Consider the following 13753-nt stretch of genomic DNA (forward strand, 5'->3'; position numbering starts at 1 on the left):
ACGCTCAAGACTTACACGACCGAGCTGGGAAGGTGCTGCCGGTAGGGGCGTTTCGTCGTCGTAACCCTGCAGCAGGCCGTCTGAGCAGGCGCAGCTGGTCGAGCAGGCGCAGCTGGTCGAGCAGGCGCAGCTGGTCGAGCAGGCGGAGCTGGCCGAGCAGGCGGAGCTGGCCGAGCAGCCTCAGCGCCGGAGCAGCCTCAGCCTCCCCCACCCCGGCACTGGGTGGGGTGCAGTCAACCAGCCGGGTCCGACATTTTTCGGTGTTGTCCACAGAACGGGCGGCAGCCGTTACGCGCCACCGCCGACAGACGCCATGGTCCGGTCGTGTCGATCTTTCTGCGCGATACGCGGGAAAGGGCACCCACACTGGGAGGATGCACGTTCAGCCAAACCGTGTAACATTCGTCTCGTCGCTGGGCGGCTTCCCCCGTGGTCGCCCAGCGACTTAAGAAGCCTTGCAGCCCTCTATCCGCGGAAAAGCGCGGATCGGAGGGCTTCTTCATTTCTCCTGGGAGCCGAGCCCCCAGACCCCGCGGTGCGGTGGTTGCGCCGCTGCGGTCGATCGGTGCGGGCGGCTAGTGCAGTCGGTACGGGCGGTCAGTGCAGCCGGTGCGCTCGATCGCGGCGCTGGTGCGGTCGATCGGTGGGCTGGTGCGGTCGATCGGTGGGCTGGACGCGGTCGGCTCGGTCAGTGCGCTGGGTGCGATGGATGCAGACCGTCAGTGCCTGGACGCGATCGGTGCGGTGAGTCGGTGTGCGCGGCACGGCCGGCTCGGGGTGAGTGCCGGTGGGGCGGAGCTATCGTTGGGCGGTGACTGACGGGCCTGCGGTGCAGTGTTCGGCCAAGAGGTGCCGGGCCGACGCGGTGTGGCAGCTGCGGTGGAACAATCCCAAGCTGCACGCTCCGGCATATCGGAAGACCTGGCTGGCCTGCGACGATCACCGTGAATCGCTGGGTGGGTTCCTCGACCTGCGGGGTTTCCTGCGTGAGGTGACGCCCTTCGGTGCGGCAGCGGACGCACCGATCTCCTAGGCTGGCGCTGTGACCGAGCAGCCCGTCGCCGTCGACGCCCTCGAGCCGTGGCCCGACACCGTCGCCTGGCAGCGGGTGTCGCCCAAGCTGATCACTGTGGAGCTCATCGCGCGCACTACGTTCGCGGTCGTGCTGCTCGCGGGGCTGGGCATCGGGTGGGCGATGGCGTCCTACTGGGCGTGGCCGGCCGCCATGGTCGTGGTCGTCGTCTATGCGGTCTGGCGGGCCTGGGTCACCGTGCGGGCGGTGCGCGCCTGGGGTTACGCCGAGCGCGACCAGGACCTGCTTGTCCGCCACGGTCTGCTGGTGCGCCGGCTGTCGATCGTGCCGTACGCGCGGATGCAGTTCGTCGACGTTACCGCGGGGCCGCTGGAGCGGGCGTTCGGGCTGGCCACCGTGCAACTGCACACGGCCGCCGCGGCCACCGACGCCCGGGTGCCGGGGTTGCCGCCGGCTGAGGCGGCCCGCCTGCGTGACCGTCTCACCGCGCTCGGCGAGGACCGGGCCGAGGGCCTGTGACGACCTCCGACGCGGCCGAGCCACGCCGGCGGCTTCATCCGCTGAGCCCGTTCCTGCACGGTTTCAAGTCGATCGTAGTGATCGCCGGTGCGCTGAGCTGGAACACGCTGCGCGAGGTCGGCCTGGAGAAGTTTACCCTGGTCGTGGCCGGTCTGGCCGTGCTCGTGGTGCTGTTCTCGCTGGTCAACTGGCTCAACACCGGCTACCACGTGATCGGCCGCGAGCTGCGGATCCAGGACGGCCTGTTGTGGCGCCGCAACCGGGCGATCCCGCTCGAGCGCCTGCAGTCGGTGGAGCTGCGCCGGCCGCTGCTGGCGCAGCTGACCGGTCTCGCCGAGCTGCGGCTCGAGGTGGTCGGCGGCCACAAGACCGAGGCCCCTCTGGCCTACCTGACCGTGCGGGACGCGGCGGCACTCCGCGAGCGGTTGCTCGCGCTCGCCGGGCGTACGGCCGGGGAAACGCAAGCGCAAGCGGCGGCACCCGGCCTGCCCGCCCTGGAAAGGCCGCTGCTCCGCGTCGCCAACCGTGACCTGGTGATCAGTCAGCTGCTGACGCCGCAGGCGATCCTGCTGCCGGTGGGCGTGGCGTTCGTGATCACGCAGTTCGCGCTGGCGCCGACCTGGACCTTCATCGGCATCGCGAGCACGGTCACCGCGATGGCGGGTGTGCTGCTCCAGCCGCTGCGCCGGGTGCTTCAGGACTGGGATTTCCGGCTGGCCAGCGATCCGGGCGGGCGGCTGCTGGTGCGCTACGGGCTGCTCGAGACGCGCAGCCAGGTGGTGCCGCTCAACCGGGTGCAGTCGGTGTCGCTGACCTGGCCGCTGCTCTGGCGCGCGCAGAAGTGGCTGCACGCCCGGCTCGACATCGCCGGGTTCGCCGGGCGGGAGGGGCGCGACGAGAAGCGCTCCGACCGGCTGCTGCCGGTGGGTGACTTCGGCACCGCACGCTACCTGGTCGCCGAGGTGCTGCCGGGGGTCGACCTGGCCGTGCTGGCCACCTCCCCGCCGCCGCCGCGGGCCCGCTGGCGGCATCCGTTCGCGCTGCGCTACATGGGTGTGGGGCTGACCCCCGAGGTGTTCGTGTCGCGGTTCGGGCTGCTGACCCGCGAGATGACGCTGGTGCCCTACGCGCGCCTGCAGAGCGTGCGCGTCGTGCAGGGGCCGGTCCAGCGGTTGTTCGGGCTGGCCACCGTCGTCGCCGACACCGCGGGCGGCCGTTCCGGGCAGGCCCACGACCGCGACGTGCACGAGGCGTGGGCGCTCGCCGAGCAGCTGGCCACCCGGGCGCGGCTGGCCCGCGGACCGGTGCCGCTGATGACCGACCGGTTGCCGGCGTACGAGGCGGCCGACGACTCGTTCTGGAGACGGCCCGTCGAGTCTTAAGCTCACTGGCATGGAGCTTCCGGAGTTCGCACCGGGGATGGCGGCCCGGGTGGAGTTGACCGTCACCGACGCCGACACGGCCCAGGCGCTCGGCTCGGGCGACGTGCCGGTGCTGGCCACCCCGCGGGTGTTGGCGCTCGCCGAGGCGGCCACGGTGGCCGCGACCGCCCGGCAGATCCCGGGCGGTGTCACCACGGTCGGCACCCGGGCCGAGGTCGACCACCGCGCGGCCACGACGGTCGGCCGCACGGTGGTCGCGACCGCCACCCTGGCCAAGGTGGACGGCCGCAAGCTCACCTTCGACGTGGTGGTGCGGGAGGGCGAGCGGACGATCGCCGAGGTGCGGGTCGAGCGGACGCTGCTCGACCGCCAGCGCTTCATCGAGAAGGCACAGGGTCGGTAGAGGCGGCGCCCGGTGCGGTTCACTGATCGATGAGCGCGCCCCAGCGGGCGGTCAGCTCGTCCGGCGTGGGCATGGCGGTGGCGCCGCCCGGGCGCTCGCAGACCAGGCCGGCGACCGCGAGGGCGAAGCGGACGTTGCGCTGCCAGCCGTCGAGGCCGGCCGGGAAGCCGCCGGTCAGCAGGCGGCTGATCAGGGCGGCCATCACCGAGTCACCGGCGCCGGTGGCGTCGATCGCGGCGACGCTCGGGGCGTCGAGCATTGTCGCGCCGTCCGCGGTCGCCACGTGGGCGCCCTGGGCGCCGCAGGTCACGACCACCGCGCGGGCACCCAGGCCGAGGATGCGGTTCGCCGCGCCGGCCGGGGTTACGCGGTCGTAGAGCACCTCCGCGTCGGCCGAGCTGAGCTTGACCAGGTCGGCGGTGGCGAAGAACTCCTCGACCAGGGTGCGCAGGGCGGTCACCGCGGCGGCGTCGGGCAGCAGGGTCGGGCGCACGTTGGGGTCGAAGACGCGCAGCGGGCCCTCGGTCGACCAGGCCGCGCGGGCGGCCGACCGGAAGGGCTCGCGCAGCAGCGCGATCGAGCCGGCGTAGAGCACGCTCGCGCCGGCGACCAGGCCCGGCTCGAGGTCGTCCGGGCCGAGCAGGGAGTATGACGGCGGCTCGCCGTAGAACGTGAAGGTCGGGTCGGCGCCGTCGAAGGTGGTCACGGCCAGCGTGGTCGGCACGGTGAACCGCTTGGCCGCGCCGAGGCCGACGCCGGCGTCGCTGAGGAACGCCGCCAGCCGGTCGCCGAGCACGTCGGTGCTCAGCGAGCCGGTGAAGCGCGCGTCGCCGCCGAGCCGGGTGACGCCGACCGAGACGTTGAGCGGTCCGCCGCCGATCGCCTGGCGATAGATCAGGTCGCCGCCGGACCCGGCCTCCAGCAGGTCGACCAGCGCCTCACCCATGACCACCGCGTAACCCATTTCGCTCCCTTGGTAGATCCCGCGAACAGCCTTGCGTCCGGGAACGCGCAGCGCCAGTGCTCGCCCGACACAGACGTGTTTGACATGATTCGGCCATGCCTCTGCGCCATTTTGTCCCGTTTATAGCGTTTTCCCTGCTCGCCGCCTGCAGCGGCAGCACCCCGATCGGGTCGCCCCCGCCCAGCCGGGCCGGCACGGCGTCGGCGTGGGTGCGCTACGAGGGCGGCCCGAGCGGCGGCGCGACCAGCACCGGTCAGCTCCTGCCGGAAGAGGCCGGCGGGCCCAGCCTGGTCGCGGTGGGCACCTTCCAGCCCTATCGGCCCGGCTCGACGGCGATCACCTACGACCCCCGGGTGGTGCCGCCCGGCGCGCGGGCCCGGGTCGCGGTCACCCGAATGCCCACCGGGCTGGTCGTGCGGCTCACGGTCGCGGGAATGGTCCCGCGGCGGCCGTACGGCGCACATCTGCACACCCAGCCCTGTGCCGCGACGGCCGGCGCGGCCGGACCGCACTACCAGCACATGCACGACCCGAAGACGCCCTCGGTCGACCCGTCGTACGCCAACCCGGGCAACGAGGTGTGGCTCGACTTCCTCGCCGACGGGGCCGGGGCCGGCACCGCGGTCACCGAGGAGAACTGGGCCTTCGACCCCAAGGCGCCGCCTCGCTCGCTGGTCATTCACGCTGGGACGACGCGTACGGGATCGGGCGTCGCCGGCACCGCCGGCGCCCGGGCCGCCTGCCTGAGTCTCTGATCTTGGCCGCTCTCTGTTTTGTCGGGCCCAAGCGGTAACGTCGGGGACGGTCGAAGCATCGGAGGGAAACACATCATGGCCGAGCAGCCGAAGACGGGGCAGCCGAAGACGGGATCACACGACCCCGACTTCCCCGAGGCGTTCCTGCAGTTCATGCGCAGCGGCTGGCGCGAGGATCCGCTGGCCGTCACCCCGGTGCCCGAGGTGCCCAACTACGCGAAGCGGCGGGCCGCGCTCTCCGACGCGTTCCCCGGCGAGACGCTGATCATCCCGAGCGGCGGCGAGAAGATCCGGGCCAACGACACCGACTACCCGTTCCGCCCGGGCAGTGACTTCGTCTATCTGACCGGCGACCGCGACCCCGACTCGGTGCTGGTCATGCGCCCGAGCGGCTCCAGCCACGACGCGGTCCTCCACACCCGTCAGCGCAACTCCAAGGAGACCGACGGGTTCTTCCGCAACCGCGACGGCGAGCTCTGGATCGGCCGCACCCACACCCTGGCCGAGAAGTCGACCGAGCTGGGCATCGACACCGCTCCGCTGGGCGCGCTCGGACCGGCCCTGGCCGACAGCGCGCCCGGCCGCACCCGGGTGCTGCGCGGCTTCGACCCCAACGTCGACCGGACCGTGCTGGCCTACGAGCCCGACCGTGAGCACCCGCGCGACCGCGAGCTGGCCTGGGTCATCTCCGAACTCAAGCTGATCAAGGACGAGTGGGAGATCGCCCAGCTGCAGGAGGCGATCGACGCGACCGTCCACGGTTTCGAGGACGTCGCGCGCGTGCTCCCGGCCGACCGGGCGGTCAAGGAGCGGCTGCTCGAGGGCGTCTTCGGCCTGCGGGCGCGGCACGACGGCAACGACGTCGGCTACGGCTCGATCGTTGGCGCGGGCGCGCACGCGACGATCCTGCACTGGGTGCGCAACACCGGCATGACCAGGCCGGGCGAGCTGCTCCTGATGGACATGGGCGTCGAGGGCAACCACTTCTACACCGCCGACGTCACCCGCACGGTGCCGGTGTCCGGGCAGTTCACGCCCCTGCAGCGGCAGGTCTACGACATCGTCCACGCGTCGCAGCAGGCCGGCATCGACTTCATCCGGCCGGGCGTCCTCTACAAGGACATCCACAAGACCTGCATGCGCGTGCTCACCGAGGGCCTGCACGACCTGGGCCTGCTCCCGGTCTCGGTCGACGAGGCGATGAGCGAGGAGAGCACGATCTACCGCCGGTGGACGCTGCACAGCTTCGGCCACATGCTCGGCATCGACGTGCACGACTGCTCGAAGGCCCGCAACGACAACTACCGCGACGGCACGATCGCCGAGGGCTACGTGCTGACCGTCGAGCCGGGCCTCTACTTCCAGCCCGAGGACGACCTGGTCCCCGAGGAACTGCGCGGCGTCGGCGTCCGCATCGAGGACGACGTGCTGGTGACCGCCGACGGCTGCCGCAACCTGTCCGACGGGCTGCCGCGCTCGTCGGCCGAGGTCGAGGAGTGGATGGCCGCTCAGCGCGCGGCCGGCCCGCGCCTCCCGGCATAGTTCCCCGCCGCTGCCTCACCGGGCCGGCTCGCCGGCAGATCCAGGGCGCGCCGGGCCGGTGAGGGTTGATAGAAATCCGACGGCGGCGTTGGTCGCACCCCGTGTTCGGCCCGTGTCATGGTGTGGGGCGTGCCGGAAGCAGCGCCCCTCCCGATCCGCATCGCCGTCGTGCAGGACGACACTCTCTACCGCGGTGCGCTGGCCGCGGTCCTGCGCACCGAGCCCGATCTGGACGTCGTCGCGGAACTTACCGCCTGGCGCGACACCACCACCCTGCCGGTGCCGCCGGACCTGACGCTGCTCGACCTCGACGGTGACGAGGATCCACTACGGGCGGCCACGGCGATCTGTGCAGCCGTACCGCGGGCGCGGGTCCTGATCCTGATCGACGCGGACCGGCACGACCTGCTCACCCGGCTGGCACCGGAGCGGATGGACCGGGTGGGGTTCGTGACCCGGCGCGCGTCGGTCGAGCACCTCCTCTCCGCGCTGCGCAGCCTCGCCGCCGGCAACGCGGTGATCGATCCGGAGTTGGTCGTTTCGCTGCTGGTGCAGCCGGAGAACCCGTTGACCGACCGGGAACGCGAGGTGCTCGCGCTGGCCGCGCAGGGCGTCGGCACCGAGGAGATCGCCCGCCGGCTGGCGCTGTCACCGGCCACGGTCCGCAACCGCCTCAGCCGGATCACCGCCAAGGTGGGCGCGCGGAGCCGGGCCGACGCCGTCGAGCGAGCACGCCGGGCCGGTTGGCTCTGAGCTCAGCGAAGCCCAGTAACCGGTCATCTCCCGGTACCGCGGACTGGCCGCCCGCAGGCTCTCGTGATCGCCGAGCAGCGGGCCGTCCGGATCGAGCAGCAGCACCCGGGACGCCCGCTCGGCGGAGCTGATCCGGTGCGCGATCACCACGAGCGGACCGCGGGCGGCGAACACGCGTTCCACCACCTCCTCGGCGGCCGGGTCGAGGTGGCAGGTGGCCTCGTCGAGCACGGCCACCGGCGCCGGCGCCAGGTAGGCGCGGACCAGGGTGAGGAGCTGACGCTCCCCGGCCGACAGCTCGCCGGGACGGACGTACGCCGGTGGCCCGCCGAGCCGTTTCAGCAGCGGCCCGGCACCGAGTCGCTCGGCCGCGGAGAGCAGGTCGGTGTCGGCCGCGCCGGGGTTCAGGTAGCGCAGGTTTTCCCGCACCGTGCCGGGAAAGACGTACGCCTCCTGCGGGATGAGCACCCGGCACCGGGCCCGCGCGGCGGGGTCCAGATCGGCTACCGGTACGCCGCCGTAGCGGACGGTGCCCTCGTCCGGTTGCAGCGTCCCGCACAGGAGACCGGCCAGCGTGGACTTGCCGGCGCCGCTCGGCCCGACCACCGCGAGGTGGTCGCCGGGCCCGACGGTCAGATCGGTGTCCCGCAGCACCGGACGCGCACCGGCGCCGTAGCGGAAGGTCACGCCGTGGAGTTCCAGGCGCGCTGCCGGGCCGGGGGCCGCGGTGTCCGGACGCGGCGCGCCGGGCTCCGGGGCGGCGGCTCGGTGCAGCAGCCGCCCGAGGGTGACCACGAACCGCAGGCCGGCGTTGCCGACCGTGGCGACGAACAGATCCAGGGCCGGCACGAGCACCTGAGCCAGGTAGGTCAGCACGCCGATCAGTGCGCCGGTGCTGATGCCGTGGCCGGTGAGCCGGCCGGCCGCGGCCAGGACGGCGACCAGCGGCAGCCAACCGGCGACCACCACGGTCAACGACCGCAACGCCGACAACCGGGCCAGCGCCGCCTCCGCCCGGGCCTGCGCGGCAACGGCCTCGTCCACGTATCCGGCGGCGCGCTCGCCCGCCCGGCAGGCCGCGACGTCCCGGGCCGCGGCGGCCGCCGCGGCCGCGCGGTCGGCGAGCCGCTCGCCGGCGGCCAGGTATTCACGCTGCCAGCGGACGCCCAGCCGCAGCGCCACGGCGAACAGACCCAGGCCGACGAGCAGTGGCGGCGCGAGAACAACCAGCAGCGGGGCGGCCAGTGACGCGGTGCCGACGAGTGCGGCCAGGACCGTCACCACGAAGCCACGAGACACCAGCACCAGGCCGGCGAACGCGTCCCGTACCGTCTCCACCTGCTGCGTCAGGCCGGCCACCGCGCCCGGGGGTACGCCGCCCGATCCGGTCCGGGTCGCCGCGCCCAGGGACGCGGTGACCACCCGGGTGACCAGGTCGTCCCGGAACGGCTCGACCACCCCGGCCACCGCCCGGTTGGCCTGCCGGGCGCCCCAGGCCCCGAGCACGGCCGCGATCAGCAGCAGGCCGAGCCACGCGAAGCCGGTCGCCGGGCGGCCACGAAGGAAACCCTCGTCCACCGCGCGGGCCACGACCAGGCCGGAGAACATCGCGGGGGCCGACTCCGGCACCGACCAGGCCAGCAACCTGATCACGTCGCCGCGCCGGCGGCGCAGCGCCGCGACCGACTCGCGTCCGGCGGCCCGCAAGCCGCGGCTCACGACGGAGCCCCGAAGACGGCGCGATAGTCCGGGTCACTCCAGAGGCGGCGGTGCGGCGCGACCGCCCGGACCCGGCCACGGTCGAGCCACACCACGCTCGCGCACTGCGCGGCGGTGCCGGCCCGGTGGGCCACGATGAGATGGGTACGCCGGACATCGTCGGTGAGCAGCCGGAGGATCTCCGCCTCGGTCGCGGTGTCCAGGCTCGACGTGGCGTCGTCGAGCACCAGCAGGCGCCGGGCGTGCCAGGCGCGGGCCAGGCCCAGCCGCTGGATCTCGCCGCCGGACATCGGGGCCTCGGCCAGTGCGGTGGCCGGGCCGCGCGGCAAGCGGGACACGAACGTGTCGGCGCACGCGGCGCGGAGCACATCCGCCACCGCGGACCGCCCGGGCCGGTCGTGGGCCAGCCCGACCGCGTCGGCCACCGTCGCCCCGACCAGCACCGGCCGCTCGAACGCCACGCCGACCTCCCGGCGCAGGGTGTCCGCGGAGAGCTCGCGCAGCGGCACCCCGTCCAGACTGACCGTGCCGTCGTCCGGGTCGGTGAGCCGGGCGGCGAGCGCGGCGAACGTCGACTTGCCCGACCCGGACCGGCCCACCACGGCGATCGGCCGGCCGCCGGGAAGCGTCACGCCGACCCGCTCGAGCACCGGCACGCCGCCGGCCCGGACGGTGACGTCGCGGAACGTCAGTGCGCCGGGGCCGGGCGGGAGGTCGCGCGGCCCGTACCGGGGTGCGGGCCGATCCAGTACCTCGGCGATGCGTCCGGCGCCGGCGCGGGCGCGGGCCACCCGGCCGAAGGCGGCGACCAGACCGCCGATGCCGGCGCCGAGCACGCCGTACTGGACGGCCGCGAGCAGCTCGCCCGGGGTGAGCCGGCCCCGGGCCAGCAGCCAGCCGCCGACGGCGACCACGGACAACTGGAGCAGCGGTCCGACCAGCGCGCTCTGCCCGGCCGACCGGGCCAGGATCCGCCAGGTGGCGTGACCCGCGTCGGACAGGTCCCGCAGGGGGTCCAGGCAGCGACGGATCTCGGCCGGCCCGGTGGCCGCCGCGGCGATGGTCCGGCGGCCGGCGAGCGCGTCGGAGAGCCGGGCCGCGATGTCGGCCTGTGCACGCTGGTAGCGGGTTACCGCGTCGGAGGTGTCCCGGACGTGCCGCCGCAGCAGCGCGGTGATCGTCGTGGCGCCGGCCAGGTAGCCCGCCACCAGCCACGGGTCCAGGTAGGCCAGCGCGACGATCGCACCCACCACGGGAACCGTGGCGACCGCGGCGAGAACCACCGCCACGCCACCTTGGCCGGCCTCCGCCGCGCTGGTCAGCACCCGGCTCACCACGTCGCCGGCGGCCTCGGGACGGCGTGCGCCGAGCGCGAGCGTGTGCCGCACGAGCAGCCGCCGCAGCTGCGCGGTCCGCTGCGCGGGTGCGAGCCCGGCGAGCAGGTCGCGGACCGGATCGGCGACGACCAGCACGCCGACCAGTACGAACGTCCAGCTCAGCCAGAAGACGGTGGCGCGCCCGGCGACGATCGTGTCCACCGTGCGGCCGATCACCAGCGGCAGGGCCAGCTCCGCGGCGGCGGACAACCCGCCGGCCACGGCGAGCGGTAGCAGCGTACGGGCGGCGGTCACGGCGTTCCTCTCGGCTCGGGCGGCGCGAGGCCCCGGGGCCGGCTCGTGGCCGGCACCGGGGCCGCGAGACGTCGATGACGGTTCGACGACGTCAGGCGCAGGTGGTGACGCTCAGCGAGCTGTTACCGCAGAGAAGCAGGGAGGCCCGGCTTCCGCTGCCGCCGCCGTTGCGCTGCTCGGGGGTCAGTTCCATGCCCTGCAGGTCCAGGAGTGCCATGAGAGTTTCCTTTCGTTCGATACGACTTGACGGGGGGTTGTGGTCAGTTACAGGTCGTCACGCTGAGCGAGCTGTTGCCGCACAGCAGCAGCGACGCGCGGCTTCCGCTGCCGCCACCGTTGCGCTGCTCGGCGGACAGCTCCATGCCCTGCAGGTCCAGAAGCGCCATGGTCGTTCACCTCCTTCCGTCGGAGTAGTGATCGGGGCCCACCACGGTCGGGTGGGAGTCGAGGAGCGGCAACGACACCGGGCGCTCGCGCCGGGCCATGGCCATCGCCAGCAGCACACCCGCGGTTCCGGTGCCCAGGTCCATCGAGAGCCGCAGCAGTTGCTCGCCGGGGAACGCCAGCCCGCCGCCGTACGACAGGGCGTGCCAGGCCAGGCGGCGTACCTGGGCGGACAGTTCGGGGTCGCGGCGCGCGGCCAGATAGGCGACGATGCCGGCGCGTCCGGCGAACAGGCCCGGCTGCACGTACATCGGCGAGCGGGCGGCCCGGGCGATCGCCGCCGACGCGTCCTGGAATTCCTGGTCCGGGCGGTGCCGCAGGTAGTGGTCGAGCACCAGGCCGATACCGACACTGCCCTCCGCGAGGTACGGCATGGTCCGCCAGCCCTCGTTGACCTCCATCGCCCCGTCCGGCCGGGTCACGCAGCGGCGCAGGTCCTGCCGCAGCGCGGTGGCGGCCAGGTCGAGATGCGTGGCGTCGCCGGTGGCCTCGTACAGCCGTAGGAAGAACAATGCCGGTCCGCTGGAGCCGCGGCAGAGCCCGGCGTGCGGGTGCTGCCCGCCGCTGATCTCCGGGACCGAGTCGACGTCCCCGAGCCGGTCCGCGGCCAGGGCCGCGGCTCGGAACGCCGCCTCGCGCAGCCCGGTCTCGCCGGTGCGACCGGCCAGGTGCAGCAGGTTGAGGCCGATGCCGGCGATGCCGCCGGCGAAGTCCGGGCCGAGGGCCTCCCAGCCACCGGTCAGGCAGCGTTCGACCAGGTCCAGCGCCGGTTGGCGCTCACCGAGGCGGTCCAGGACGTACGCGACGCCGTGCAGCCCGTCGAGGAAGCCGTACCGTGGGTCGAATCCCGGGTCGGCGGCCCGTTTGAGGAACCACTCGCGGTGCTCGGCCGGGATGTCCACTCCGGACTCGGCGAGCGCGTAGAGCACACCGGCCGCGCCGTACGCCAGACCGAGCCCGCCGACCCGGAACTGTTCGATGTCGCCCGGGTACAGCCGATCTGTACGCTCCGGTGTGGCGCTGCCCAGGATGGCGCGCGCGAGTGCGTCGCGGGCGGCGGGCCACGCCTCGGGTTCGGCGTCGAAGACGGTCCAGTCCGGGGTGCCGGCGCTCCGCAGCCGAGGAGCGGACGGGCCCTCGAGCACGGCCACCGCGTGGTCCAGCAGATCGCGGGGCACCGGGAAGTGTTCCGCGATGATGTCGGCGAAGTGCCCCGCCTTGGCCGGGTCCAGCCGCAGCAGCGGGGTGAGCGGCAGGAACAGCGCCATCGCGAGGCAGGCCAGGGCGTACTCGTCCACGGCCGCGCCGACCCGGTCCCGCGGCGCGGCGAACCCCTGGTTGCGCAGGCCCGGCCGGCGCTGCTCGGTGATCGGCGCGGCGACCTCGAAGTCGAGCAGCGCGATACGCCCGTCCGGCCGCACCATGATGTTGAACATGTGCAGGTCGCCGTAGACGACCCCGCGTTCGTGCAGAGCGCGTACGGCCTGCTCGACCTGCCGGTGGACGGCCAGCGCCCACCCGGTGTACTCGCGCCGCGCGGCCTCGTCGGCGTCCGGATCGGTCAGCGGGTACTTCTGCACGATGAGCCGGTTCAACGGTTCGCCCTCGACGTACTCCATGGCCAGGAACTCGTGCTCGCCCAGCGGGAACCGCTCGTACACCCGCGGCGTGAAGCCGGCGTCGACGACCCGGCCGAGCATCTCGTGCTCCCGGCGCAGGCGGGTGATCGCGTCGTCGCCGCGGCCGTCCAGCCCGGCGTACGGCCGCGCCTCCTTCAGCACCACCCGCTCGCCGGTGCGCTGATCCTCGGCCATGTAGAGACCGCCCGCGTTGGAGTAGTGCAGGACCTGGGTCACCCGGTACGGCACGTCGTTCGTGGTCACCGCATTGCGGGCGGCGAGGTGCGGCCGCAGGAACTCGGGCAGCTCGAGCCAGGGCGGCAGGCTGAAGACCGCCTGACGACGGTCCGGCTCCAGCCTGCCGTCCGGCCCGGCCAGCGCCGGCACCAGGTCGCCGTCGTCAGCGACGCAGTACAGGTGGGCGAAGGCGCCGTAGCGTACGTACAGCGGCCCCTCGCCCCAGCGCAGGTCGCTGAGAATGTACGGGCCGGGCTCGCCGGCCAGCAGCGCGCCGAGTTCGGTCAGGACGGTCTGCGCGGCGGCGTCGTCCACCGGATAGATGGTGGCCAGTTTGCCGCTGGAGGCCCGAGGTGAATATTTCGAATTACGCATGAAGAGCACCTGCGGAGAACGCAGGAATTTGAACGAGATCCCCCGGGGCACGCAGTAGTCCCAGATGGTGTCGACGATCCGCTGCCCGTTGTCCGGGCAACCCGAAGAATGGATCTTCCAACCCTGCCGGGGCAACCGCGCGCCGTCCGGGCCGGCGATCAACCAGTCCTCGTGGGCCTGGAGGCGCCACCCCTCCGGCAGCGGCCGGCGGGCCGCCGGGAAATCCCCGGCCGAGCGCTGCACGGTCGCCAGCGAGTCGTAGAACAGATGGTCGGCGGCACAGTAGGCGTCATAGCGGCGGTCCACTCCGGCCTCCTTCATCGGTCTACATCGATCGTGCCGAGAACGCGTCCGGCCGGACAGTCGCCGATGTCAGA

General features: G+C 73.3%; 14 protein-coding genes. 7 read left to right on the top strand and 7 right to left on the bottom strand.

What is annotated here, in order from left to right; genetic code table 11:
- Positions 1-4 precede the first annotated feature (4 nt).
- Positions 5-211 carry a hypothetical protein gene (locus ACIA5C_RS04425; protein ID WP_396051155.1) on the bottom strand — a complete coding sequence of 69 codons (207 nt, stop codon included), beginning with the start codon at positions 209-211 and terminating at the stop codon, positions 5-7.
- A 600-nt stretch (positions 212-811) separates the two neighbouring features.
- Here ACIA5C_RS04425 and ACIA5C_RS04430 point away from each other — a divergent pair.
- Genes ACIA5C_RS04430 through ACIA5C_RS04445 form a run of 4 tightly spaced genes read left to right on the top strand, consistent with a single transcriptional unit; the run spans position 812 to position 3337 of the window.
- Positions 812-1033 (top strand): hypothetical protein, encoded by a 222-nt coding sequence (locus tag ACIA5C_RS04430; RefSeq protein ID WP_396051156.1) that lies wholly within the window; start codon positions 812-814, stop codon positions 1031-1033.
- A gap of 9 nt (positions 1034-1042) precedes the next feature.
- Positions 1043-1552, top strand: coding sequence for a PH domain-containing protein (locus ACIA5C_RS04435; RefSeq protein WP_396051158.1), 510 nt, complete (start codon positions 1043-1045; stop codon positions 1550-1552).
- The gene (locus ACIA5C_RS04440) at positions 1549-2934 is read left to right on the top strand and encodes a PH domain-containing protein (protein ID WP_396051161.1); all 1386 of its coding nucleotides are present in this window, start codon (positions 1549-1551) and stop codon (positions 2932-2934) included. Before ACIA5C_RS04435 ends, ACIA5C_RS04440 begins: the two co-directional genes overlap by 4 nt.
- A gap of 10 nt (positions 2935-2944) precedes the next feature.
- On the top strand, positions 2945-3337 hold the full coding sequence (locus tag ACIA5C_RS04445) for a thioesterase family protein (RefSeq protein ID WP_396051163.1): 393 nt from the start codon (positions 2945-2947) through the stop codon (positions 3335-3337).
- Between the two features lie 19 nt (positions 3338-3356).
- Here the strand turns inward: ACIA5C_RS04445 and ACIA5C_RS04450 are convergent, their stop codons facing one another.
- Complete coding sequence (locus tag ACIA5C_RS04450; RefSeq protein WP_396051165.1) at positions 3357-4301, bottom strand: carbohydrate kinase; 945 nt, start codon at positions 4299-4301, stop codon at positions 3357-3359.
- A gap of 95 nt (positions 4302-4396) precedes the next feature.
- Here ACIA5C_RS04450 and ACIA5C_RS04455 point away from each other — a divergent pair, with 95 nt between their 5' ends.
- From ACIA5C_RS04455 to ACIA5C_RS04465, 3 genes are all read left to right on the top strand, one after another.
- The gene (locus ACIA5C_RS04455; protein ID WP_396051166.1) at positions 4397-5056 is read left to right on the top strand and encodes a superoxide dismutase family protein; all 660 of its coding nucleotides are present in this window, start codon (positions 4397-4399) and stop codon (positions 5054-5056) included.
- Between the two features lie 75 nt (positions 5057-5131).
- Entirely contained in the window at positions 5132-6598 is a 1467-nt protein-coding gene (locus ACIA5C_RS04460; RefSeq protein WP_396051168.1) for an aminopeptidase P family protein, read from the top strand.
- 129 nt (positions 6599-6727) lie between these two features.
- Positions 6728-7351: a LuxR C-terminal-related transcriptional regulator gene (locus ACIA5C_RS04465; protein ID WP_396051170.1), complete on the top strand. Its 624-nt coding sequence runs from the start codon at positions 6728-6730 to the stop codon at positions 7349-7351.
- Here ACIA5C_RS04465 and ACIA5C_RS04470 read toward each other — a convergent pair.
- The 5 genes from ACIA5C_RS04470 to lanKC all read right to left on the bottom strand — a co-directional run bounded on the left by ACIA5C_RS04470 (position 7247) and on the right by lanKC (position 13682).
- Positions 7247-9070 carry an ATP-binding cassette domain-containing protein gene (locus ACIA5C_RS04470; RefSeq protein ID WP_396051173.1) on the bottom strand — a complete coding sequence of 608 codons (1824 nt, stop codon included), beginning with the start codon at positions 9068-9070 and terminating at the stop codon, positions 7247-7249. The two genes, ACIA5C_RS04465 and ACIA5C_RS04470, sit on opposite strands and share 105 nt — an antisense overlap.
- The gene (locus tag ACIA5C_RS04475; RefSeq protein ID WP_396051175.1) at positions 9067-10701 is read right to left on the bottom strand and encodes an ABC transporter ATP-binding protein; all 1635 of its coding nucleotides are present in this window, start codon (positions 10699-10701) and stop codon (positions 9067-9069) included. Before ACIA5C_RS04475 ends, ACIA5C_RS04470 begins: the two co-directional genes overlap by 4 nt.
- 91 nt (positions 10702-10792) lie before the next feature.
- Positions 10793-10918 (bottom strand): SapB/AmfS family lanthipeptide, encoded by a 126-nt coding sequence (locus tag ACIA5C_RS04480; protein ID WP_396051176.1) that lies wholly within the window; start codon positions 10916-10918, stop codon positions 10793-10795.
- Positions 10919-10961: 43 nt separating this feature from the next.
- Entirely contained in the window at positions 10962-11087 is a 126-nt protein-coding gene (locus ACIA5C_RS04485; RefSeq protein ID WP_396051178.1) for a SapB/AmfS family lanthipeptide, read from the bottom strand.
- 6 nt (positions 11088-11093) lie between these two features.
- Positions 11094-13682, bottom strand: a complete 2589-nt coding sequence (lanKC, locus tag ACIA5C_RS04490; protein WP_396051179.1) for a class III lanthionine synthetase LanKC — start codon at positions 13680-13682, stop codon at positions 11094-11096.
- Between the last annotated feature and the right edge of the window lie 71 nt (positions 13683-13753).

The sequence above is a fragment of the Actinoplanes sp. NPDC051343 genome, assembly GCF_044455125.1.
Classification (GTDB): domain Bacteria; phylum Actinomycetota; class Actinomycetes; order Mycobacteriales; family Micromonosporaceae; genus Actinoplanes.

Coding starts and splice junctions, on each gene's coding strand:
- ACIA5C_RS04445 (WP_396051163.1), top strand. CDS start 2,945: ATGGAGCTTCCGGAGTTCGCACCGGGGATGGCGGCCCGGGTGGAGTTG.
- ACIA5C_RS04450 (WP_396051165.1), bottom strand. CDS start 4,301: ATGGGTTACGCGGTGGTCATGGGTGAGGCGCTGGTCGACCTGCTGGAG.
- ACIA5C_RS04455 (WP_396051166.1), top strand. CDS start 4,397: ATGCCTCTGCGCCATTTTGTCCCGTTTATAGCGTTTTCCCTGCTCGCC.
- ACIA5C_RS04460 (WP_396051168.1), top strand. CDS start 5,132: ATGGCCGAGCAGCCGAAGACGGGGCAGCCGAAGACGGGATCACACGAC.
- ACIA5C_RS04480 (WP_396051176.1), bottom strand. CDS start 10,918: ATGGCACTCCTGGACCTGCAGGGCATGGAACTGACCCCCGAGCAGCGC.
- ACIA5C_RS04485 (WP_396051178.1), bottom strand. CDS start 11,087: ATGGCGCTTCTGGACCTGCAGGGCATGGAGCTGTCCGCCGAGCAGCGC.